Below are 23605 nucleotides of genomic sequence, written 5' to 3'. Positions count from 1 at the left end.
GCGAATTATCGCCCGGCCCCTTGCATGTATCACGAAAAAGCCCGAATCCTTGCCCTGATCCAACCGGGGGCGGAGAGCGAGGGGCGGTCGCCCACAAGCTGTCGAAAGGGCACGCCCCGGTTGTGGTGCGCAAAACAAACTTTCGGCCGATCAGTGATGCAACCAATTGCAATTGAACCGGTTTTAGGGCCATTGCCGTGGCGGTGACGCCGCATTGCGCCCCCGCTTACGGAATTTTCAATGAACATTCAGACCAATCCCAACAAGATCGAACAGACAAGCGCCGGCTTCCCGGCGGCGACGGATGCGCCGATACGCTCCAATTTCCTGCCTGAGGATCGGCTGCGCGCCTTGGGCGTCGCGCTCGCCAAGGGCGAGGTCAAGGAATTGTTCGGCCTCGCTCCGTTCGAGTTTCAGGCCCGCATCCGCGACAGCGCCAAGAAGATTCTCGAAGTCTACCGCTCGACCAATGCCGCGCAGGCCAAGGGCGAGACCATCACGCCGGCCGCGCAATGGCTACTCGACAACAATTATCTGGTCGAGGAGACCATCTTCCAGGTCAAGCGCGACCTGCCGCGCCGCTTCTACCGGCAGTTGCCGACGCTCACGCTCGGCGACGGCACGGTGCTGCCACGCGCCTTCGTCGTGGCCTGGAGCTATGTCGAGCATTCCGACAGCTCCGTCTCGGCCAACATGTTCAAGGCGATCGTCGAGGGTTTCCAGTCGGTCGAGCCGATGAAGATCGGCGAGCTCTGGGCGCTGCCGTCGCTGCTGCGCTTCGTGCTGATCGAGAATCTGCGCCGCATCGCCGTGCGCGTCGAGCGCACCAGGCAGATGCGCCAGACCGCCAACGAGGTCGCCGACCGGGTTCTGGCGACCGACGATAATGCCGACCGCACCAGGATCCTGTCGCACTACAGCGCGCATGCGCAGGACACCACTTTCGCCACCCAACTGCTCTATCGCCTGCGCGACGGGTCGCAGAACGCCGGCCGCGCGCTGGAATGGCTGGAAGGCGAGCTCGAAAAGACCGGTTCCGATGCCGAGGAGATCATCATCTCCGAGCATCAGACGCTGTCCTCGGGCAATGTCACCACCGGCAACATCATTCGCGGTCTGCGCCTCATCAATGACGTCGACTGGACGGTCTGGTTCGAGGGCGTCAGCCGCATCGACACGCTGCTGCGCGACAAGACCGATTTCGCCAACCTCGATTTCTTCTCGCGCGACCAGTACCGCACCGCGATCGAACAGCTGGCGCGCCGCTCGCATCTCTCCGAGTACCGCGTCGCCGAAAAGGCGATCGAGCTTGCCGGCCACACACCCGGCCTCACCGATGCGTCCGGCGTGCCGGAAACAGCGGACCCCGCCGTGCACACCGATGTCGGCTTCTTCCTGGTCGGCCCGCGCCGGCAGGAGCTGGAAAGGGCGATCGGCTACCGGCCGCCTTTCTATGTGACCTTCAAACGAGGCTTTGCCAGCGCCGGCTGGCTGGGCATCGTCGTGCCGGTTTTCCTGTTGACGGCGCTGCTGCTGGTGCTGTCGGGCAAAGCGCTCGTCAATCTCGGCCTGTCGGTGGAATCGATCACGCTGATACTGGCGCTGTTCGCCGTTCCAGCCAGCGAAGGCGCGCTGGCCTTCTTCAACACCGTGGTGGCGCTGTTCCTGAAGCCGACCAGGCTTGTCGGCTACGATTACAACAAGCACGGCATCCCGGCCGAATCGCGCACCTTGGTCGTGGTGCCTTCGCTGATCGGCTCGCGCGACGACGTGGAGGAAAACATCCGCAACATCGAGGTGCACCACCTCGCCAACACGGCGGACGAGATCCGTTTCGCGCTGTTGTCCGACTGGCCGGATTCCAAGACCGAGATCGACGTCGCCGACATCGAGATCCTGCAATATGCCCGCGACGAGATCGCCAGGCTCAATGCCCGCTATCCGTCCGAAGGTTCGCCGCGCTTTTACCTCTTGCATCGCCGCCGGCTCTATAACCAGGCTCAGGGCTGCTGGATGGGCTGGGAGCGCAAGCGCGGCAAGCTGCATGAGCTGAACCTTCTTTTGCGCGGCGACAGCGACACTACCTTCCTGCCGCTCGACGTGCCGCTGCCGGAAAACGTCGTCTATGTGATGACGCTCGACGCCGACACGCGTACCACGCGCGACGCGGTTTCGGACCTGGTCGGCAAGCTCGCCCATCCGCTGAACCGCCCGCATTTCGATCCGGTCAAGCGTATCGTCACCGCCGGCTACACCATCCTGCAGCCGCGCATCACCGCTTCGCTCACCAGCGGCGACGACGCCTCCTTCTTCCAGCGTGTCTTCTCGGCCAATCGCGGCCTCGACCCCTATGTCTTCGCGGTCTCCGACCTCTACCAGGACGTCTTCGGCGACGGCTCCTTCACCGGCAAGGGCCTCTACCATATCGACGCCTTCGAAGCGGCTCTGAAGAACCGCATCGACGAAAACACCATCCTCAGCCATGACCTGCTCGAAGGCGCGCTGGCGCGCGCCGCGCTGGTCACCGACGTCGAGCTGGTCGAGGACTATCCGACCCGCTACTCGGTCGACGCCTCGCGCCACCACCGCTGGGCGCGCGGCGACTGGCAGCTGCTCGGCTACATCTTCGACCCGCGCTCCGGCGTGCCTGCGCTGTCGCGCTGGAAGATGGTCGACAATCTGCGCCGCTCGGTCACCCCGATCTTCTGGGTCATGGCCTGCATTGCCGGCTGGACGCTGCTGCCCTTCACCCAGGCGGCGCAGTGGCAGGCTCTTATGATCCTCAGCCTGTTCATGGCGCCGACCTTCGACATCGTGAACGGCATCCTGCCGAAGAGCGGCGACCAGACGCCGCGGGGCCATTTCTCCGCCTTGGCCCGCGATACCGTGTTCGGCACCGCGCTCGTGGCATTGAAAGTGCTTTTGATGGCGCATCTCGCCTGGATGATGGGCGATGCCATCATCCGCACCATCTATCGGCTCTTCGTCAGCCGGCAAAATCTTTTGGAATGGCGTACCGCCTCGCAAGCCGCCAAGGGCGGCAACGATCTCGGCGCCTATTATGGCATGATGTATGGCGCGGTGATCATCGGCGTCGTCGGCCTGGCGATTCCGGTGCTGGCCGATTCCACCGGCGCCTTCGTCGCCTTCTTCTTCGCCATCTTCTGGATCGCTTCGCCCGCCGTCGCCTGCTGGATCAGCCGCTCGGCCGAGACCGAGGACAGGCTGCGTATCTCGACCGCCGACATCCACGCGCTGCGCACCTTCGCGCGCCGCACCTGGCACTATTTCGAGACCTTCGTGACGGCCGAGCAGCATCACCTGCCGCCGGATAATTTCCAGGAAAGCCCGGCGCCGGTTGTGGCGCCGCGCACCTCGCCGACCAATATCGGCGTCTATCTCCTCTCGGTGGTGTCGGCGCGCGATTTCGGCTGGATCAGCCTGTCGGACGCCATCACCCGCATCGACGCCACGATGACGACCATCGAGAACATGCCGCGCGATCGCGGCCATCTCTATAACTGGTATGACACCACGACACTGAAGCCGCTCTATCCGCTCTACATCTCGGCGGTCGACAGTGGCAATCTCGCTGGACATCTCGTCGCGGTGGCGGCGTCCTGCGCCGAATGGGCCGAAGCGCCGTCCGTGCATCTGCAAGGCGATTTCGAAGGCATCATCGACACCGTCACCATCCTCGACGAGAGCCTGGACGAGCTGCCGGACGACCGCCGGCAGCTGCGGCCGCTGCGCCAGCGCCTTGCCGACCGTCTCGACGGCATGCGCCGCGCGGTGGCGACCATCAAGGCGCAGCCTGAGATGGCGTCGATCCGCACCATCAACCTTGCGGTGCTGGCCGGCGAGATCCGCAAGCTCGCCACCGCCATCCACACCGAGGCGGCGTCGCCGAAGAGCGATGTCATCGCCGACTGGGCGGCCAGGCTGGAAGCGACCTGCGAGGCGCATGTGCACGACTCGCACAATGACGATAGCGCGGTCGCCGCTCTGCGCGCCAAGCTGCTCGCCTTGCGCGAGCGCTGTCGCCGCTACGCCTTCGAGATGGATTTCTCCTTCCTGATGCGGCAGGAGCGCAAGCTGCTCTCGATCGGTTACCGCGTCGAGGAGCGCCAGCTCGACGAGAGCTGCTACGACCTGCTTGCTTCCGAGGCGCGGCTCACCAGCCTGTTCGCCATCGCCAAGGGCGACCTGCCGACCGAGCACTGGTTCCGTCTGGGACGGCCGATCGTCGAGATCGGCTTCCAAGGGGCGCTGATGTCCTGGTCGGGCTCGATGTTCGAGTATCTGATGCCGCCGCTGGTGATGAAGGAGCCGCAGGGTTCGATCCTCAACCAGACCAGCAAGCTCATCATCAAGCGCCAGATCCAGTATGCGCGTTCCAAGAACGTGCCCTGGGGCATTTCGGAAGCGGCCTACAACGCCCGCGACCGCGAGCTCACCTATCAGTACACCAATTTCGGCGTGCCCGGGCTCGGCCTGAAGCGCGGCCTTGGCCAGAACACCGTGATCGCGCCCTATGCGACGATCCTGGCCGCACAGTTCAATCCGCGCGAGGCGGTGCAGAACCTGCAGCGGCTGCGTTCGATCGGGGCGCTCGGCCGCCACGGCTTCTACGACGCGGTCGATTTCACGCCGCAACGCGTGCCCGAAGGCACCGACCACGCTGTGGTGCAGAACTACATGGCGCACCATTCCGGCATGACGATCGCGGCGGTAGCCGACGCTATTTTCGAGGGCCGGCTGCGCGAGCGTTTCCACAGCGACCCGGTGATCGAATCGGCCGAGCTTCTGCTGCAGGAGAAGGCGCCGCGCGACATTCCGACGGCGACCGTCAGGACGGAAGCCGACGAGCGCTCCAAGGACGAGACCGAGGCCGAGAGCCCGGACAGCCGTGTCGTGCTCGATCCGATCAAGGCGCTGCGGGCGACCAACGTCATGTCCAACGGCCGCTATTCGGTCATGGTCACCGCCACCGGCTCCGGCTACAGCCGCTTCGGCGAGCTTGCCGTCACCCGCTGGCAGCCGGATCCGAGCGAGGATCGCCTCGGCTCCTATATCTTCCTGCGCGACGCGGCGACCGGCGACTGGTGGTCCGCCACCGCGGAGCCGAAGCGCGCCGAGGGCGAGCGCGTCCAGACGCTGTTTGGCGACGACAAGGCGAGCTTCACCAAGACGGTGGGTTCGCTGCGTTCGGAAGTCGAATGCATCGTCATTTCAGAAGGCAATGGCGAAGGCCGCCGCATCACGCTCTACAATGACGGCGCCACCGACCGGCACATCGAAGTGACCTCCTTCGCCGAGCTGGTGCTCGGCAACGAGACGTCGGACAACGCGCATCCGGCGTTCTCCAAGATGTTCGTCGAGACCGAGATCGCGCCGAACAACAGCGCGATCTTCGCCACCAGGCGCAAGCGCGACAACAACGATCCCGATCTCACAATGGTGCATTTCGTCACCGACCCGTCCGGCCCGTCGCGCGATGCCGAGGCCGAGACCGACCGCCGCGCCTTCATCGGCCGTGGCCGCACCATCGCCGATGCCGTCGCCTTCGACCCCGGCGTCAGGCTTTCGGGCAGCCAGGGCTTCACCCTCGACCCGGTAGCGGCGCTGCGCCGCCAGGTGCGCGTTCCGGCCAACAAGAAGATATCGCTGACCTTCTGGACCGCCGTCGGCGCCAATCGCGGCGAGCTCGACGAGGCGATCGCCCGTCTCGACCATCAGGAGAGCTTCGCCCGCCAGGCCATGCTTGCCTGGACGCGCAGCCAGGTGCAGACGCGCCATCTGGGGCTCAGCCTCACCGACGCCGCCAATGTGCAGAAGCTGGCGCGCTATTTGATCTATCCCGATCCGTTCCTGCGCCTGCCGGCGGAATCCATAGCGTCGGGCCTCGGCCGCCAGTCGAGCCTTTGGCCGACCAGCATCTCCGGCGATTTCCCGATCTTCCTCGTGCGCATCGGCGACGTCGCCGATCTCGAGATCGTCGCCCAGGCGCTCCGCTTCCAGGAATATATGCGGGCGCGGGGCATGATGATCGACTTCGTCGTTGTCAACGAGCAGGCCTCGTCCTATGTGCAGGACCTGCAGCGCGCGGTGGAGACGCTGTGCGAGAACAGCCGCCTGCGCGGCCGTGAGCTCGGGCCCCGCCAGCACATCTTCGCGGTGCGTCGCGACCTGATGGACGAGCCGACCTACAAGACCTTGCTGTCTGTGGCGCGCGTCGTGCTGCACACCCGCAACGGCACGATCTTCGATCAGCTCGAACGTGCCGAGACGGCGGCGCTCCAGGCCCGCGACGCCTTGATGCAGGCCGAGGGCGGCACGCCGCGCGAGCCCGTTCCGCCGCTCCCCATGCCGGTGCCGGCAAGCCGGGGCGGAGCCGATATCGCCGCCGACGGCAGCGGTCTCAGCCTCTGGAACGGCTTTGGCGGCTTCGACGGCGACGGCCGCCACTATGTCACCCGGCTGACCGGCCGGCGTTCGACGCCGCAGCCCTGGATCAACGTGATCTCCAACGCCTCCTTCGGCTTCCACGTCTCGGCCGAAGGCGCCGGTTTCACCTGGAGTCGCAACAGCCGCGACTACCAGCTGACGCCGTGGTCGAACGACCCGGTGTCGAACCGGCCGGGCGAAGGCTTCTATATTTTCGACCAATTGAGCGGCAAGGCCTTCTCGCCGATGGCTGCGACGGTTCGCGATCCGTCGATGACCTATGAGACCTGGCACGGCCAGGGCTTCTCGACCTTCCGCTCCAAGCGCGGTTCGCTGTCGATGGACCTGACGCAGGTGGTCGATCCCACCGATCCTGTGAAGATCACCCGGCTGCGCATCCAGAATGCCGGGCCGGCGCCGGCGCGGCTGCGCATTTACGCCTATGCCGAATGGGTGCTGGGCGGCCATCGCTCGCGCACGGCGGCGACCATCGTGCCGTCGCGCGACGCTGCCACTGGCGCCATGCTGGCGCAGAATCCCTATGGCCTCGATTTCGGCGAGCGTGTCGCCTTCCTGGCAGCCAGCCATCCTGTCCATTCGGTAACCGCCGACCGCAGCGAGTTCATCGGCAGGCACGGCACGACCGAATATCCGCAGGCCGTGCTTGGTGGGCTTGCGCTTTCCGGCCGCATCGAGGCGGGCGACGATCCCTGCGCTGTCGTCGCCAGCGACATCGACATTCCCGCCGGCGGCGACGTGACACTGTCCTGGCTGCTTGGCGACGCTGCCACGCCCGCCGAGGCGAGCGCGCTGGTGCAGACCCATCGCGGCAAGGATTTCGATCAGCGCTTGGCCGATAACGAGCGCGCCTGGCGCGGCTTCCTCGACACCATCCAGGTCGAGACGCCCGACAAAGCGATGAACGCCATGGTCAACCATTGGCTGCCTTACCAGAGCCTGGCCTGCCGCATCCGCGCGCGCTCGGCCTTCTACCAGGCGAGCGGCGCGTTCGGCTTCCGCGACCAGTTGCAGGACACGCTCTCGCTTCTGGCGCATGACTCGACGCTGGCGCGCGACCAGATCCTCAACGCGGCGCGCCGGCAATTCCCGGAAGGCGACGTGCAGCATTGGTGGCTGCCGCGCACCGATGCCGGGGTGCGCACGATGATCTCGGACGACGTCGTCTGGCTGGCGCATGCGACGGCCCGCTACATCGAGGTGACGGGCGACGCCGGTATCCTCAAGGAGCAGTTGCCCTTCATCGACGGGCAGCAGCTCGGCGAGGGCGAGCACGACGCCTTCTTCACGCCGGAGATCACCAAGAACACCGCGCCGCTCTATGAACATTGCGCGCGGGCGCTCGATCTCGCGATCAAGCGCAGCAGCCCCGCCGGCCTGCCGCTCATCCTTGGCGGCGACTGGAACGACGGCATGAACCGTGTCGGCGAGGGCGGCAAGGGCGAGAGCGTGTGGCTGGGCTGGTTCCTGCTGAAGACGCTCACCGACTTCGCGCCTGTCGCCAAAGGGCAGGGCGACACCAAGCGGGCGCAGGCCTGGACCAAGCACGCGGACGCGCTGAAACGGGCCTTGGAAAGCACCGCCTGGGACGGCCAGTGGTACCGGCGCGGCAGCTTCGACGACGGTACGCCGCTCGGCTCGCACAATTCGGACGAGTGCAGGATCGACTCCATCGCCCAGTCCTGGAGCGTGCTGTCGGGCGAGGGCGATCCTGCCCGTTCGACGACGGCCATGGAACAGGCGACCAAGATGCTGGTCGATGACGAGCTCAAGATCGTCAAGCTGTTCACGCCGCCCTTCTCCAAGAGCGAGAAGGATCCCGGCTATATCAAGAGCTATCCGCCGGGGGTGCGCGAGAATGGCGGCCAATACACCCATGCCGCGACATGGTTCGTCATCGCGCTGGCTGAAATGGGCCGCACCGACGAGGCTTATCGCTGCTTCTCGATGCTGAACCCGGTCAACCACGCTTCGGACGAGGCGGCGGCCGAGCACTATCGCGTGGAACCCTATGTCGTGGCCGCCGACATTTATGCCGGCGAAGGCAAGGGCGGCCGCGGCGGCTGGACCTGGTACACGGGCTCGGCCGGCTGGCTTTACCGCGCCGCGGTGGAGGGCATTCTCGGTATCGAGCGGCGCGGCAAGGAGATCACGTTTAGGCCGAAGCTGCCCGGGCACTGGGACGGCTACGCCGCGACGCTCAAGATGTTCGACGGCGAGATCAAGCTTCGTGTTATCCGCGACAAAAAGACCAAGTCGATCTCGCTAGAAGTCGATGGTTCGAAGAAAAAATCGGCCTCTTTCGAGCCGAAAGCTGGCGACAAGACCGAGGTCGTCGTCAGGATACCTGCGTAAAATCAAAGGTTTGGTTCGTCGGCCGCGCATCTTTCGGGGTGCGCGGCCGACGCCCTTTTTACTTGGCGCGGCCTCTCGCGCCCGATCGCGCGCCTTCCTTTAGGGCAGCCTAAGCAAGCAGCTTGTGATTAAAAATGTGGCAGCGCGAGGCAGGTGCCATTATTTTGCCGCAAGCCTGACATTTCACCTTTTATCTCAAACCGTTAGGTGATCACGTCAGATTTCGTACCGTCGTCATCTTTTGTTCGCTAAATGGGAACGGAAGCGATAGACGACGCATTGTTTCGCGACACGTTAACCGATACGTGTCAGAAAATGGTGCGGTGCACAATTCGGGCATTGAGCACAGACAAGAGTTTGGCGGAGTAGCTGAAGTGTCACTTCTGCAGATCTACTTTAGAGCGCTGGGTTATCTGGCGTCCGACAAGAAGCGCGTTGCGCTGATTTGCGGCGCCAACGTCGCGCTCGCGGCGATCGCGATCCTTGAGCCCATCCTGCTGGGCCGGGTGATCGGTGCCATCTCCGAAAAAGGCGCGGTGTTTTCGACGCTCGCCGTCTGGGCCGCTCTTGGTGCCTTCAACGTCGTCGCCTTCGTGCTGGTGGCTCGCGGCGCCGACCGCTTCGCCCATGCCCGCCGCTCCGAAGTGCTGTGCCAGTCCTTCGAGCGCGTCATCACCATGCCGCTTGCCTGGCACCATCAGCGCGGCACATCCAATTCCCTTCACACGCTGCTGCGCGCGGTCGAGACCCTGTTCAGCCTGTGGCTCGAATTCATGCGCGTGCATCTCTCGACGGCCATCGCGCTGGTGCTGCTGGTGCCGACCGCGCTGTCCATGGACATCCGCATGTCCGTCGTGCTGCTTGGCCTTGGCGTGCTTTACGTTGGCATTGGACGCATCGTCATGCGCCGCACCAAGTCGGGGCAGACTGCCGTCGAACGCCACTACCACACCGTGTTTGCCCACGTGACCGACAGCGTCAGCAATGTCGCCGTGCTGCAGAGCTATAATCGCATCGCCCACGAGACCGCGACGCTGAAGCGCTATGTGAAGGATCTGCTCGACGCGCAAAACCCCGTTCTCGACTGGTGGGCGATCGCCAATGCGCTGAACCGCCTGTCGTCGACCATCTCGATGATGATCGTGCTCTCGATCGGCGCTTATCTCGTCACCCGTGGCCAGCTCCGCGTCGGCGATGTCGTTGCTTTCACCGGCTTTGCCGGAATGCTGATCGCCCGTCTCGACCAGATGTCGGCCTTCACCACCCAGATTTCCGAGGCTCGTGCCAAGCTCGAGGAGTTCTATCGCCTCGAGGATTCGGCTGCCGAGACCGCCGAGCCCGACGGATTGCGCGAGTTGACCAACGTCACCGGCCACGTCCGCTTCGAGGATGTCAGCTTCGAGTTCGCCAATTCGGGCCACGGCATCGAGGACGTCTCCTTCGAGGTCCAGGCCGGCCAGACGGTCGCCATCGTCGGCCCGACCGGCGCCGGCAAGACGACGCTCATCAATCTCTTGCAGCGCGTCTTCACGCCCGCCAGCGGCCGCATCCTGATCGACGGCATCGACACCCGCACGGTGACCCGCAAGTCGCTGCGCCATTCGATCGCCACCGTCTTCCAGGACGCCGGCCTGCTCAACCGCTCGATCGAGGACAACATCCGTGTCGGCCGCGCCGATGCCAGCAATGACGAGGTTCACGCTGCCGCCAATGCCGCCGCCGCTCAGGACTTCATCCTGGCCAAGAGCGGCGGCTACGACACCGTCGTCGGCGAGCGCGGCGGCCAGCTCTCGGGCGGCGAGCGCCAGCGTATCGCCATCGCCCGCGCGGTGCTCAAGGATGCGCCGATCCTGGTGCTCGACGAGGCGACCAGCGCGCTCGACGTCGAAACCGAGGATCGCGTCAAGGAGGCCATCGACGAGCTGCGCCGCAACCGCACGACCTTCATCATCGCCCACCGCCTGACCACGGTCCGCGACGCCGACCTCGTCGTCTTCATGGACAAGGGCAGGGTGGTCGAGATGGGCGGCTTCACCGAGCTGTCGCTGCGCAACGGCCGCTTCGCCGCCCTGCTGCGCGCCGGCGGCCTGCTCAACGACGAGGAAGTCCGCCGCCTCAGCCGTCCGGTTACGGAAGCGGCGTAAGGCAGAACGCTTCTCCCTTCTCCCCTTGTGGGAGAAGGTGGATCGGCGCGATAGCGCCGAGACGGATGAGGGGTGTTCCAGCGGAGTGAGACGCTGGCTTTTCTGGAACACCCCTCATCCGTCGCCTTCGGCGACACCTTCTCCCACAAGGGGAGAAGGGAAAGCGCGACACTCCCCCGATTGCCCCAGGCCAATCTCCGGTCTATTTAGGTTGGCATGAGCGACACCACCTCACGCTTGAGCGCCTGGGCCGATCTCGCCAATCCGACGCGCTTCGTCGGCTTGGCGGACAAAGTCGTTCCATGGCTGGCGGCGGTCGCGGCGATCCTGCTCGCCGTCGGCCTCTACATGAGCTTCACCGCGCCGGAGGATTTCCAGCAGGGCATCACCGTGCGCATCATGTATATTCACGTGCCTTTCGCCTGGCTCGCCATGATGTGCTACACGATCATGGCGATCTCGGCGCTGGGCACGCTGGTCTGGCGCCATCCGCTGGCCGATGTGGCCCTGAAAGCGGCGGCCCCGATCGGCGCCACCTTCACCGCGCTGGCGCTGATCACCGGCTCCATCTGGGGCAAGCCGATGTGGGGCACCTGGTGGGTATGGGACGCGCGGCTGACCTCGGTCTTCGTGCTTTTCCTGATGTATCTCGGCATCATAGCGCTGACCCGCGCGCTGGATGATGCCGGCCGCGCCGCCTGGGCCGCCGCCATCATCACGCTGGTCGGCTTCATCAACATCCCAATCATCAAATTCTCGGTCGACTGGTGGAACACGCTGCACCAACCGGCCTCCGTGTTCCGGCTCGGCGGCCCGACCATCGATCCCTCTATGCTGTGGCCGTTGGCCGTGATGGCGCTCGGCTTCACCGTGCTGTTCTTCGCGCTGCACCTGATGGCGATGCGCACGGAGATATTCCGCCGCCGCGTGACCGCGATGCGCAGGGTTGCCGCGCGGCAGGCGGAGCGCACTTAACCTTCTCCCCTTGTGGGAGAAGGTGGATCGGCGCGCAGCGCCGAGACGGATGAGGGGTGTTCCAGCGGAGTGAGACGTCTGTGTTGCCTGGAGCACCCCTCATCCGGCCGCTTCGCGGCCACCTTCTCCCACAAGGGGAGAAGGAAAGACCGCTCACCCCATCCGTCCCCTTGCCGCTACCGGCAGCGTTTCCAGCACCTTGTCGCCGTCGATCAGATGCACCTGGTCGAACAAATTCGTCACCACGCAGCAATGATCGGGAACGACGCGCACGCGTTCGCCGATGCGCAGCTTGGCGCCGTCCGAAAGCGTGACGGTGCCGTGCTCTTCGCTCAAGACCGTGACGCGGGCGCCCGGCACACCGAGCAGCTCGCCGAACTCCGGCAGGCCGAGCGTATCGGACGACAGCGCCTTGCTGCCGCTGTCGAGGATGGCGCGCGTCGCCGTGGGATGGCTGACCACGGTTGCCAGCACGGTCAACGCGCAGTCGTCCAGCGTGCCGACGCCTTTGGCGACCTGGTAGCGGTCGAGATAGATGTAGGTGCCGGGCCGGTATTCGGTGACGACGCTGTCCTCGCCGGAGCGCCACATGTCCGGCGTGCCGCCGCTGGAGATGCGTTCGCATTCGAGCCCCGCGGCGGCAAGCGCGCCGCGCGCTGCCTTCAGCCATGCCTCCGCTTCGGCGGCGCGCCCCGCCGCCGGATAGGTCATCAGCCCGCCGAAGGCGAGACCCTTGGCTTGGTCGATGATCTTCGCCAGCGCCAGCGCTTCGTCGGCGCTCTGCACGCCGCAGCGGCCCATGCCGGTGTCGCACTCGACCAGAACGGACAACGGATGGCCGGCATCGGTGAAAGTGGCGGCAAGCCCTTCCAGCGTCTCGTGGCTGTCCGCCGTCACCGAAAGCGCGACGCGGCCATGCAACGCCTTCAGCCGCCCCAGCTTGGCGCGGCCAAGGATGTTGTAGGGCAGGAAAATATCCTCAAGCCCGGCATCGGCCATCACCTCGGCCTCGCCGATCTTCTGGCAGGTGATGCCGACGGCGCCCGCCGCCACCTGCTTCTTCGCCCAGTAAGGCAGCTTGTGCGTCTTGATATGCGGGCGGAGCTTCAGCCCGTGAGCATCCGCATGGGCCTGCGCTTTCTTGATGTTCGCCTCGGCGCGGGCAGCATCGATGAGGATCGCCGGTGTGTCGAGATCGGCTATGCTTGCCATGAGATCACCCGTCCGAGCATGTCTTCCGCGCGGCGATCCGCTGTGGGACAAAGACATTGCGTTAAAACAAATCAGTTGGGTTATGGCCCCGAACGAAGCCCATGTCACGGGGCCAGATCCGCCGGTTTGCGTCGACAGAGGACCGGCATTGGGCTATTCGGAAGGACGGATTTCAGCAGGCGGCGGCCGGAAGGAAGAGAACCCATGAAGCGCTCCAAGATCAACGACATCATCCGCGAAGCCGACGCCTTCATCCGCTCCTTCGGCTATATCATGCCGCCCTTCGCCTATTGGTCGCCGGAAGAGATGAAGGCGCATAAGGGCGACTCCCCGGCCATCTTCACCTCCCGTCTCGGCTGGGACATCACCGACTACGGCCAGGAGAAGTTCGACGAGCTCGGGCTGTTCCTGTTCACCGTGCGCAACGGCCGTTACGAGGACATGAAGCTCGGCATGGGCATGCTCTATGCCGAGAAGATCATGATCTCGCGCAAGGACCAGCTCTCGCCGATGCACCGCCACAACATCAAGGCCGAGGACATCATCAACCGCGGCGGCGGCAAGCTGGTGCTGGAACTTTTCATGCACGACCGCGACGGCGGCATCGACCCCAAGGCCGAAGTCTCGGTGCCGGTCGACGGCACCATGACCAGACTGCCGGCGGGCGGGCTGCTGAAGCTCGATCCGGGCCAGAGCGTGACGCTGCTGCCCGGCGTCTGGCACGCCTTCTGGGCCGAGGGCAAGGACGTGCTGATCGGCGAGGTCTCGACCGTCAATGACGACCTCACCGACAACGTCTTCCGCGACCCGATCGGCCGCTTCTCCAACATCGACGAGGATGTGGCGCCGCTGCACCTGCTGGTGTCGGATTACGAGAAGTGGGTGGGCTAGGCTAGGGCCTATCGTCCCAATTCAGCTGCTGAAAAAACGTCCAAATGCTGATGGCGCTGTCATCCCGATCGCTTGTGCTGTGCAGTGTCAGGACGATATCCACGGTGGGCGGTGCTTTGAGTATGACTGTGATCACGCGCGTCCCATCTTCAGGCACGGCACCTATGTCTGAGGTCATTTGCCAATTTCCCCTGGCCTGCTTGAGCCGGGGATAGGAATCTTCGAATTGCTCCTTCATCGACGCATCGTTTGAAAACGGTTCGTCGGTGAGTTTCGCAAATTCCTCCCACGATCCGGACACCGCTGCCTGAATTGCGCTTTCTATCCTGGCGCTCTCGGCTTGGCTGATCGTGGTGGACATGCTGAGAGCTCCAACCTACCGCGCGTACTTATCCGCCTTCCTATTCCCAAGCAGCAGCTTGCGTTCCAGATGCGCCCGGAGCTCGCCGTAATAGGCGGTGAGAAAGGCTTTTGAATCGATCGGCTCCACCCTTGCGCCGATCTTGCGGGCGATGGTTTCCGCCACCGCCTTCAGCGCGGAATAATCGTCGCGGCGCAGCACTTCCTCCAGCTTCTGCAACTCGGCAATGCCATAGGCGTCGAGCTGTGCGGGGCTGAACTGGAAGCGGGCCGCGACCGGGTCCTTGCGCTGCGAAAGGTCTTCGACCAACGCCACTTTCGGCGCCTCGACCACCCAGGTGCCGGCGAGCAGGTCGCCGATCCTCAGCCGGTCGCGGTTGAACAACGGGAACAGCGAGAACAGCAGCGCCCAGACAAGACCGAAGATGGTCGTCAGCGTGTCGGCGACATCGGCGCTGGCGCGCGCGGCGAGGATCGACAGCGGCAGAAAAACTTCGATCTCGCGCATCAGATTGCGCGCGATGACTTGGTCGATAGTGAGGCCGGCGCCGCTGCGCGACGCGGCCCTCACGCCAACCATGCGCTTGCCCGGCGTGGCTGCCCGCCGGCCCGCCTCGAAGGCGATGAAATAGACGTTGCGCAGGAAAAAGATGAAGATGATCCAGACGATGAACAGCGGCTCCGCATCCTGGATACCAAGCCCTGCAAGGCCGAAGATCATCACCAGCGAGAAGACCACGGCCGCGACGACGATGATCACCACGTCGAGCAGGAATCCGGAAGCGCGGGTGCCAGCATCCGCCAGCTTGACCCGCAGGTCCACGCCTTCGGGTGTCACCAGCGGACGTATCAGCGCGGCAGGGTTCTTTGCCTTGGCTGTCCTAGCGGTCGCCATGCCGCACCATCCGCAACAGGTAGAAATATGAAATCCAGAGCGCCAGCATGCCGCCGCCGATCGAATAGCGGGCGAGGTCGCTGGTGATTGTCTGCCGGCCGATGCCTTCCAACAGTCCGGCAAAAAGCAGCATCACCGTGACGCCGATCATGGCGGTCGCCGCGACGCGTCCGGCCCGAGCCGCTGCAGCCATGCGGGTCAGTTCGCCGGGAAAGGCGATGCTGGTGCCGATGCGCATGCCGGCAGCTCCCGCGATGGCGATGGCGAACAGCTCCGTCGTGCCGTGGATCGAAAGCCAGCCGCCGAGTTCGAAGCCCAGGCCCTTGGCGGCATAAATCTGGAAAATGGCGCCGAGCATGCAGCCATTCATCAGGATGATCAGCACGCTCGGCACGGCAAAGGCGAAGCCCAGCGCGAAGGCCAGGATCGAGACTTGTGTGTTGTGGGTGAAGAGATAGGCGGCGAACCCAGACAGGAAATGGTCGCCGCCGCCGTAAAGCACGCTGCGCAGCGCCTCGGCCGACGAATCCGGGTTGCGCCCGCCCGCCAGACTCGGCGCGATGATGGCGTCGTACCAGCGCTTGTCGGCGCCGACCAGCCAATAACCGGCAATGGCACCGATGACGGTGAGCCCGACCGATGTCCATACTTCGCGCCAAAGGTCGCGGATCGCGGCCGGCCAGTCGTGCAGGAAGAAATCGCCGATGCGCGTTCTCAAGCTCCGCCGGGCGCCATAGAGATAAAAATAACCGCGCAGGCAGAGTGCCTCGAGATAGGCGATCAGCGCGCTGTCGAGCGAGGTCGCGCGCGCCACTGAAAGCGAGGACAGCGCCGAACGGTAGAGGAGCGGCAACGACAGTAATTCGTCTTCCGAGAGCGCGCGCGGCGGGCGTTTTTCGACGCGCGCGAGCAGCGCCTCGAAGGCTTTCCAGTCGGCCTCGCGCTCCTGGCGGAAGCTTGCCAGCGACTGGCGCACGGAATCGGTGCCGGCCGACAGCGTCATAAGAGGTTCTCCTCCTTGAGCTGGATATAGCGCTCGACCAGCGCTGGACCGAGCCGCTGGTGGTCGGCCTCGATGACATGCGCGCCAAGCAGCCTGAGCCTGCCGATCACCACCTGCCGCTGCCGCAAGAGGTCGCCGGCGGTGACGGAGCGGGCGACATCCTCGGGCGCCGCCGGCGCCATGTCGGCCAGCATTTCGAGCTCCACATCCTTCATCAGCATGAACAGCACCAGATGCCGCTCGGTCAGCCGGCCGACGGTGCGCAACATCAATTCGGCGCTGATCGGATCGACGAAATCGGTGAAGACGATGACCAGCGAGCGCCGGTCGAGCTTCGCCGAAAGCGTGGTCAGCGCCAAGGTGAAGTTGGTCTCCTCCGTCGAATAGTCGATCTCGGCGGCGCGCTTCTGGATCATGGTGAAGCTCGGCGAGCCGCGCACCGCGCCGCTCGATACGCGCGGCCTGGCATCGAAGGAAAACAGGCTGACGAGGTCGCCGCCCTTGAGCGCGATGAAGGCCGACAGAAGCGCCGCCGTCACCGCGCGGTCGACCTTCGGTACCCCGTCGACCGGCTCGCACATCAGCCGGCCGCTATCGATGGCCAGAACGATGTTGTTGTTCTCCTCGATCCGGAACTCGCGCGCCAGAAGCTTGCCGTGGCGGGCGCTGCGCTTCCAATCGATCATGCGCCGGCCCATGCCGGGCTGGTAATCCTTTAGGGACTCAAACTCGCGGCCCTGGCCGGCACGCTTCTGCGCATGGCCGTCGGCAAGGGCCGAGCGCTGCAAGAGCGTGATCGCCTCATCGCGCGCGCTGTTGACGTTGGGCAGCACCGCAACCTTGCGGTCGACCGGCAATATGACCTGGTTCCACATCAGACCGAACGGTCCCTGCCAGCGCAGCCACAGCCGGTCGAAGCTGGCAATGCCGCGGCGGATGGCCTCGAATTCGAGATCGAGCGTGCCGCCATTGGCCGGCAGCGCGCCGCCGGTGCCGGCCAATGGCTGGACCCGCTGGTCATGCCCGACACGCGCCTGCAGGCGCCGCAGCTTTGCCCCGGCACCGGCCGCGATGTGCAACGTGAAGCGCCCGCCGATACCCACCTGCGGCGGCGCCGTCAGCGTGGCGTTGAGCGAGGTGCGACCCCTGCCTGCGGCTGCGTCCACCGCCAGGAAGGCAAGCAGCAGGCAGATCCACAACAGGCCGAGATACCAGACATGCGGCAATGCGAGCGCGATCAGAAAGGCGGGGATCGCCCCCGCCGCCGCTGCCCAGACCGCCCGCCCGCTCGGATAGATCAACGCGGCGCTTCCGTATTGTCGACGAGGTCGGAGACGATCTGCTCGACCAGCCGCCCGTCGATCTGCGCGGCCGGCGAGAGAACGACACGGTGACGCAGAGCCGGCACGGCCAGCGCCTTGACGTCGTCGGGGATGACATAGTTGCGGCCGTCGAGCGCCGCCCTGGCGCGCGCGGCTCTCGCCAGCATGGCGCCCGCGCGTGGACTCGCTCCCACTTCCAGGTCAGGGCTTTCGCGCGTGCCGCGCACAAGTGCCGCGATATAGCCGACGACGTCGTCGACCAGCGTGACGTCGCCGACCGTGGCCAGCGCCGCTTCCAGCGTCTCGCGGTCGGTCCGCGCCTTGATGCCGTATTGCTCGATATCGTGCGAGGCCGAGCCGCCGCCGTGATGGACGATGATGGCGCGCTCTTCGGTGAGATCCGGATAGCTCACCCGATGCTTGAACAGGAAGCGGTCGAGCTGCGCTTCGGGCAGCGGATAGACGCCCTGGTGCTCGATGGGGTTCTGCGTCGCCACCACCATGAAATTCCGGCCGAGCGAATGCGTGGTGCCGTCGAAGGTGACGGCATGCTCCTGCATGGCCTCGAGCAGCGCGGCTTGAGTCTTCGGCGGCGTGCGGTTGATTTCGTCGGCGAGCAAAAGGTCGCAGAAGATCGGGCCGCGCGTCAGCGTGAACTGCCCGGTCTGGAAGTTATAGATGTTGGCGCCGACGATATCGCCGGGCATCAAGTCGGGCGTGAACTGGATGCGGCCATAGGCGACGCCAAGCGCCTGCGCGAAGCAGCGCGCCGTCATCGTCTTGGCGGTGCCGGGCGGGCCTTCGAGCAGGATATGCCCGCCGGCAAACAGCGCCGTCAGCATCAGGTCGACCGTGTCGCGCTGGCCGGTGATCGCTTTTGCCACTTCTTCCCTGATCGCGTTCGCCAGGGTCTTCACTTCATCGACGTTCAATGAGCCTCCTTGCCGTCCAGTCATGCAGCTTTTCGGCTGCTTCGTGCATTGCGGCCAGATTGTTGGAATCGTGTATTGCCCTGAAGCGGGCGGTGAAGCCGTGCTGTTCTTCCTTGTCGCGGGAATCGAGCCAGCGGTCGAGCGCCTCGCCCTGCAGCCCGTGCGGCGCGCCGAGCAGGACGGCCGCGCGCTGGCGCATCAGCGTTGCGTAACGGTCGCCAAGCTCCTGCAGCCGTCCGGCGCGCTTCAAAAGCATCGCCGTGGTGTCGACCAGCGCCCGCTTGCCGAAGGCGATGGCGCGCCCTTCGGCGCGCGGCGGACCGAAGCGGCCGAGCCCGTGCAGGAAGGCGAGCGCGGCCGCCACCAGCACCGACAGCGTCAAAGCCAGGAAAGGCGGTTCGATCAGCAGCTTGGCAAGATCGTAGTTGCCGCCGATGCCGTGCAGCGTCAGGTCGAACATGACGGCTCCCTTGGCGGGCTCCAGCATGGCGATGATGTCGAGCGCGGCGGCCGCCTTCTGCTCGTCCTTCAGCGCGGCATTGTTGAGGAAATCGGGATCGGTGAGGATGTAGAAGGGTTCGTTGTCGAACTCGGTCAGGATAGCCCTGCCGTCGCCCGCCGCGATCAGCGGATGGTCGTCCGCCACCCATTGCAGTTCCTCCGGCGCGGCCACCATGCGGCCGGCGATGTTGATCTGCGAGAGCGTGTTCTTGGCCTCGCCGAGCTTGGTCTTGGCGATGCGGCCGAGCCAGTCGTTGACGACGTTGTTGGGCAGCCGCTCGACCTTTTCCTCCCAGCCTTCATGGCTGAACAAGGGAAAGGTCTGCCATTTGGGCAGCACGAACAGCGTGTCTTTGCCAGAGCGCAGCTTGATAAGGCGATCGAGCGCGGCCGGGTCGCTGCCCGGCGCGATGGTGACGACGAGCAGGAAGGTCGACGCCACGGGGGACGCGAGGTCCTTCTCGCCGCGCTCCATCGGCGGCGCCTGTCCGTTGGTGAGCTTCAGCCATTCGACAAGCCCTGCATAGCCGGTGCCGCCCTTCGAGAACGGCGTGGCACCGCCCTGGGGCTGGCGGAAATCCGGCGCATAGGTGGACAGCAGGAAAAATCCGGCCGCCGCCAGCAGGCTGGCGAAAATGCCCCAGAACAGGGTCTTGCGGCTGAACGGTTCTTGCACTGCGCCTGTCATCTGCGCGGTCATGCCCAGGCATCTCGGAAGGCGAACCGCTCATAGGCTCCGCGCGCCTGCTGCCAGCCTTCGACCCCGACGGGTCGGCGGGCAAACAAGGCGGCCTCGACGATGCGGGCGATCTCGCTGAAGGCGGCGCGGGGCCGGGTGGGGATGGAGCCGGCGGCGGCGATGTCGCGTGCGGTGAGCGATGGACGCAGGAAATCGGGCAGCCGGGTGGCGATATCGGAGACGCTGCGGCGCAACAGTAGATGCACCGCCTCGTCATACTCGCCGCGCGCGGCGAGCGCATCGGCCTCGGAGAGCAGGACCTGGGCAGCGCCCGCGTCAGGGCGCCACTCTTCCTTCGCTTCGGTTTCTTCGCGTTTTCGCCGCCATGGCAGGCGCCAGGCAATGCCTTTCGCCTCGAGGAAAAGCAGAAAAGCAATGATCGCGACGCCGATGATGACCGCGCCCCAGAAGAGATAGATCATATAGGGACCGAGCTTCGCCAAGCCGTCCAGAAGCGGCTTCAGCCACTCCGGCGGCTCGGGCCGCGCATAGGTCGGCAAGGCGAACTGGATCGAATCGTCCCTGAGCAGTTGCTTGTGCAGCTGCGCCAGCCGTCCGGCCTCTTCCGTCCCTGCGGCTGTCACCCGCTCGTTCCCCCTGCAACCTGCGGTTCGGGGCCGACACTGGCAATACGCCATGACAATTGCAAGCGCACTGGACGTAGCCTTTCAATCTTGGCAAATTTACTTTGAAGTCGCCGATGAACGCAGTGGTGACTCGGGGGAAAATTATCATGACGACTGCAACATTGGGACGACCCGGCCGATTCGAGATCGGCAAGGTATTCAGCAACACCTTCGGAGTGATTGGCCGAAACCTCGGACTTTGCGTGGGGTTGGCGGCTTTGTTTTCCGGTCTGCCGGCATTGCTCATCAGGCTGTGGACCCAGCCGCAGATCGACGCCATGATGCAGCGCGACCCCGGCACCATGGCCGACCCAGGCGCCATGTTTCGCAATTCCTACATCACCATCATCGCCGGATTGATTTCGTTCGTGTGCGCGCTGCTGCTGCAGTCGGCGCTGGTGCGGGCGACCATCGAGGACCTCAATGGCAAGCGTCCGTCCTTTGGCGACTGCATCCAGATTGCGATCCGCTTTCTGCTGCCGACGCTTGGCATCGGCCTGCTCGTCGGTCTCGGTGCGGGTATCGGCCTGATGCTGTTGATCGTGCCGGGCATTATCCTCTGGCTCGGCTGGTCGATGTCGGTGCCGGTCTTGATCCAGGAGCGGCGGGGCGTGTTCGGCTCGATGTCGCGCAGCCGGGTCCTCACCAAGGGCAGCCGCTGGGGGCTTTTCGGCCTGTTCCTCATTCTCATCATCATCGCGATGATTATCCAATGGGGGATGCTGCTCGTTCTGGTGCTGTTCGGAGGCATCATCGCCGAGATCGGCGCCGCGCTGGTGCAGACGGTGGTCTCGATGGTACTCTCGATCGCAACCGCGGTGAGCTATGTCGAGCTGCGCCAGGCGAAAGAAGGCGCAAGCATCGACGAACTGGCGGAGATCTTCTCCTAGGCAGCAGAGATCAACCCGATGGCTTTGGAAAGCCCAGGTGCAGCCGGTAAATTCCGGCTGCGCGGGGTAGTCGGCAATGCGCTCTCGTTCATCGGACGGAATCCAGTTCTCTCGCTGGCGGTCGCCGTGTGCTTTTTCGCCCTGCCGTCGCGACGACCACATACATAGCCTTGCGGCGGGCGAAGGAGGGCGGTGGCGTCGACAAACTGTTGGCCGTCTTTTCCTAGCAATCGGCGCCGCCGACGCAATCTGAGCTGAAGGCAATCGCTGGCAAATGGCAAACGGCCGACGCGACGGGAAGGTCGCGCCGGCCGCTCGCTCCTGGGAGGATCAGGACTCCAGCCACACCGTCTCGAAATGCTGCTCAAGCGCCTGGTGCTGTTCGCAGCCCTGCACGCCCTTGCGATAGGTGCGGTAGACCGAGCGCCAATAGGGCTGGACGATGATGCCGGAGTCGCGCAGGTTGGTCTCGATCTTGGCCATGATCTCCTTGCGCTGGGTGGCATCCGGCGTTGCAAGCGCCTTGTCGAGAAGCTCGTCGAACTCCTTGTTCGCATAGGCGCTTTCGTTCCAGGCGCCGCCCGATTTGTAGGCCAAAGCCAGCACCTGCACGCCGAGCGGGCGGCCGAGCCATTCGGTGCAGGAATAGGGGAACTTGGCCCAGTCGTTCCAGAAGGTCGCGGCCGGCAGCACGGTGCGCTTGATCTTCAGGCCGGCCTCGCGGATTTGCGCGGCGATCGCGTCGGCGGTGCTCTTTTGCCATTCGACGTCGACCGAGATCAGCTCATATTCGTGGTCGGCCTTGCCGGATTCCGAAATAAGCTTCTTGGCCTGTTCGACATCGCGTTTGGCCGGGCCGATATCGGCGAATTCCGGATGCATCGGGCCGACATGGTGGTTGTCGGCGGGCTTGCCGCGGCCGTCGAGCCCGAGCTTCAGGACGGCCGCATTGTCGACGGCAAGCTGGGCGGCGCGGCGCACCTTGAGGTCGTCATAGGGCGCGTTGGAGACATTGAAGCGCGCGACGATGGTCGAGCCGGTGGCGATCTCGGAATTCTGCAGGCCCATCTGGTCGGTCTGCGACACGGCATCCGCCGTGGTCTCGTGGTCGGTGTCGATCTCTCCGGACTCGAAGGCGGACAGCGTGGCGTTGGGATCGGAGCCGTAGTCCACCCATTTTATGCCGTCCAGATAGAACTCGCCCTTCCACCACGGCTTGTCCTTGCGCTTCACCTCGGCGCCCGTCTCAGCGTCCCAACTCACCAGCTCGCAAGGGCCGGTGGTGATGGCCAACGCCTTCTTCGGATCGGCATCGCCTTCATAGGAGCGGTGCATGATCAGCGCCGGATAGTCGGCCATTCCGGCAATCAGCGAGATGTCGGGCTTGGGCAGGTTGAGCTTGACGGTGTAGTCATCGACCTTCTGGATGCCGCCGTCGACAGGTTTCTTGGTGTCGGCATTGACCAGCGCGCCCATGCGCGCGGCGACCGAATTGCCGGCGACCGAGGCATCGCACCAGCGGTTGAGGTTGTGGATCACGTCCTCGGCGTTGAAAATGTCGCCGTTCGACCAGGTGATGCCCTTGCGCACATTGAGGGTGATCGTCTTGGCGTCGTCGCTGGTCTCCCAGCTTTCCAGCAGCCAGGGCTCGAAGGAGAAGTCGGTTTTCCAGCGCACCAGATATTCGTTGCACTGACGCGCGACATTTGACATCTCGACGCCGTCGAAGGTGCGCGGATCCTTAAAGCCCTTGACGTTCATCGCGACGCGCAGCACGCCGCCCTTTTTCGGCTCGGCGGCGCGGGCAGGCGAGGCAGCGATCCCGCCCAGGGCGAAGGCACCTGCGGTGCTGACGCCGAAGCCGGCCATCAAGGCCAGATATTCGCGCCGGCTGATCGCGCCCTTCCTGAAATCGTCGGCGATCGGCTTGGCTTGCGGATGCAGTTTTCTGTCGGTCAGCATGAATTTCATCGTCGTTCCCTCTGTTGTTGGGCGCTCCGGGCCGCCGTGCGGGGGCGGATGCGTCCGCTGGAGCGCCGTTGCCTGCGAGGGAATGATAGGTCCGCTTTCCGCCGCGAAATGGTTGGGTTTCCGCAGTTCTTGTGCGCTGTTCCGCAGGGTAACCAAGCTTGGGTTCCTCGCCCCCGCCGAAGGCGGGGGAGAGGTGGCCGCGAAGCGGACGGAGAGGGGGCCTTCGTAGGGCGCTCCCCTCTCCGTCTCGGCTTCGCCGAGCCACCTCTCCCCACTTTCGTGGGGCGAGGAACCTTGATCTCCCGGGGCCGCGATCCTTCACAG

At 64.8% G+C, this 23605-nt stretch carries 14 protein-coding genes; 5 read left to right on the top strand and 9 right to left on the bottom strand.

Annotated elements, in window-relative coordinates; translation table 11 throughout:
• Positions 1-240 precede the first annotated feature (240 nt).
• The 3 genes from LB529_RS19540 to LB529_RS19530 all read left to right on the top strand — a co-directional run bounded on the left by LB529_RS19540 (position 241) and on the right by LB529_RS19530 (position 11939).
• The gene (locus LB529_RS19540) at positions 241-8820 is read left to right on the top strand and encodes a GH36-type glycosyl hydrolase domain-containing protein (protein ID WP_224712037.1); all 8580 of its coding nucleotides are present in this window, start codon (positions 241-243) and stop codon (positions 8818-8820) included.
• Between the two features lie 374 nt (positions 8821-9194).
• Positions 9195-10964 carry a glucan ABC transporter ATP-binding protein/ permease gene (locus tag LB529_RS19535; protein WP_224529029.1) on the top strand — a complete coding sequence of 590 codons (1770 nt, stop codon included), beginning with the start codon at positions 9195-9197 and terminating at the stop codon, positions 10962-10964.
• Positions 10965-11180: 216 nt separating this feature from the next.
• Entirely contained in the window at positions 11181-11939 is a 759-nt protein-coding gene (locus LB529_RS19530; RefSeq protein ID WP_224544784.1) for a heme ABC transporter permease, read from the top strand.
• 153 nt (positions 11940-12092) lie between these two features.
• Here LB529_RS19530 and LB529_RS19525 read toward each other — a convergent pair whose 3' ends face one another.
• Complete coding sequence (locus LB529_RS19525; protein ID WP_224712036.1) at positions 12093-13151, bottom strand: D-TA family PLP-dependent enzyme; 1059 nt, start codon at positions 13149-13151, stop codon at positions 12093-12095.
• A 204-nt stretch (positions 13152-13355) separates the two neighbouring features.
• Here LB529_RS19525 and LB529_RS19520 point away from each other — a divergent pair, with 204 nt between their 5' ends.
• Positions 13356-14042 carry a D-lyxose/D-mannose family sugar isomerase gene (locus LB529_RS19520; RefSeq protein ID WP_095767778.1) on the top strand — a complete coding sequence of 229 codons (687 nt, stop codon included), beginning with the start codon at positions 13356-13358 and terminating at the stop codon, positions 14040-14042.
• A gap of 1 nt (position 14043) precedes the next feature.
• Here the strand turns inward: LB529_RS19520 and LB529_RS19515 are convergent, their stop codons facing one another.
• From LB529_RS19515 to LB529_RS19485, 7 genes are read right to left on the bottom strand one after another with little or no spacing between them, the layout of a single operon-like run.
• Positions 14044-14403, bottom strand: coding sequence for a hypothetical protein (locus LB529_RS19515; protein ID WP_224712035.1), 360 nt, complete (start codon positions 14401-14403; stop codon positions 14044-14046).
• A 15-nt stretch (positions 14404-14418) separates the two neighbouring features.
• Positions 14419-15297 (bottom strand): RDD family protein, encoded by an 879-nt coding sequence (locus LB529_RS19510; protein WP_224712034.1) that lies wholly within the window; start codon positions 15295-15297, stop codon positions 14419-14421.
• Positions 15284-16300, bottom strand: a complete 1017-nt coding sequence (locus LB529_RS19505; protein ID WP_224712033.1) for a stage II sporulation protein M — start codon at positions 16298-16300, stop codon at positions 15284-15286. Before LB529_RS19505 ends, LB529_RS19510 begins: the two co-directional genes overlap by 14 nt.
• Positions 16297-17601, bottom strand: coding sequence for a DUF58 domain-containing protein (locus LB529_RS19500; protein ID WP_224712032.1), 1305 nt, complete (start codon positions 17599-17601; stop codon positions 16297-16299). The genes LB529_RS19505 and LB529_RS19500 overlap by 4 nt, the downstream gene beginning before the upstream one ends.
• A complete protein-coding gene (locus LB529_RS19495; RefSeq protein WP_224712031.1) occupies positions 17598-18554 on the bottom strand; it encodes an AAA family ATPase in 957 nt (318 codons plus the stop codon). Before LB529_RS19495 ends, LB529_RS19500 begins: the two co-directional genes overlap by 4 nt.
• Complete coding sequence (locus LB529_RS19490; RefSeq protein WP_224712030.1) at positions 18541-19755, bottom strand: DUF4350 domain-containing protein; 1215 nt, start codon at positions 19753-19755, stop codon at positions 18541-18543. The genes LB529_RS19495 and LB529_RS19490 overlap by 14 nt, the downstream gene beginning before the upstream one ends.
• A complete protein-coding gene (locus LB529_RS19485) occupies positions 19752-20378 on the bottom strand; it encodes a DUF4129 domain-containing protein (RefSeq protein ID WP_224712029.1) in 627 nt (208 codons plus the stop codon). The genes LB529_RS19490 and LB529_RS19485 overlap by 4 nt, the downstream gene beginning before the upstream one ends.
• Before the next feature lie 149 nt (positions 20379-20527).
• On the opposite strand from LB529_RS19485, the gene LB529_RS19480 reads away from it, so the two are divergent.
• Positions 20528-21310 (top strand): hypothetical protein, encoded by a 783-nt coding sequence (locus tag LB529_RS19480; protein WP_224712028.1) that lies wholly within the window; start codon positions 20528-20530, stop codon positions 21308-21310.
• A 330-nt stretch (positions 21311-21640) separates the two neighbouring features.
• Here LB529_RS19480 and LB529_RS19475 read toward each other — a convergent pair whose 3' ends face one another.
• A complete protein-coding gene (locus tag LB529_RS19475; RefSeq protein ID WP_224712027.1) occupies positions 21641-23281 on the bottom strand; it encodes an ABC transporter substrate-binding protein in 1641 nt (546 codons plus the stop codon).
• Between the last annotated feature and the right edge of the window lie 324 nt (positions 23282-23605).

Origin of the sequence: Mesorhizobium sp. CA5, assembly GCF_020165105.1 — a bacterium.
Taxonomy (GTDB): domain Bacteria; phylum Pseudomonadota; class Alphaproteobacteria; order Rhizobiales; family Rhizobiaceae; genus Mesorhizobium.
The sequence above is the reverse complement of the archived record's forward strand: the minus strand, read 5'-3'. Positions and strand labels throughout refer to the sequence as shown.

What these genes read in the sequence shown, in the direction of transcription:
- LB529_RS19540 (WP_224712037.1), top strand. Translation starts at nt 241, where the DNA reads ATGAACATTCAGACCAATCCCAACAAGATCGAACAGACAAGCGCCGGC.
- LB529_RS19530 (WP_224544784.1), top strand. Translation starts at nt 11,181, where the DNA reads ATGAGCGACACCACCTCACGCTTGAGCGCCTGGGCCGATCTCGCCAAT.
- LB529_RS19525 (WP_224712036.1), bottom strand. Translation starts at nt 13,151, where the DNA reads ATGGCAAGCATAGCCGATCTCGACACACCGGCGATCCTCATCGATGCT.
- LB529_RS19520 (WP_095767778.1), top strand. Translation starts at nt 13,356, where the DNA reads ATGAAGCGCTCCAAGATCAACGACATCATCCGCGAAGCCGACGCCTTC.
- LB529_RS19515 (WP_224712035.1), bottom strand. Translation starts at nt 14,403, where the DNA reads ATGTCCACCACGATCAGCCAAGCCGAGAGCGCCAGGATAGAAAGCGCA.
- LB529_RS19510 (WP_224712034.1), bottom strand. Translation starts at nt 15,297, where the DNA reads ATGGCGACCGCTAGGACAGCCAAGGCAAAGAACCCTGCCGCGCTGATA.
- LB529_RS19505 (WP_224712033.1), bottom strand. Translation starts at nt 16,300, where the DNA reads ATGACGCTGTCGGCCGGCACCGATTCCGTGCGCCAGTCGCTGGCAAGC.
- LB529_RS19490 (WP_224712030.1), bottom strand. Translation starts at nt 19,755, where the DNA reads ATGACCGCGCAGATGACAGGCGCAGTGCAAGAACCGTTCAGCCGCAAG.
- LB529_RS19480 (WP_224712028.1), top strand. Translation starts at nt 20,528, where the DNA reads ATGACGACTGCAACATTGGGACGACCCGGCCGATTCGAGATCGGCAAG.
- LB529_RS19475 (WP_224712027.1), bottom strand. Translation starts at nt 23,281, where the DNA reads ATGAAATTCATGCTGACCGACAGAAAACTGCATCCGCAAGCCAAGCCG.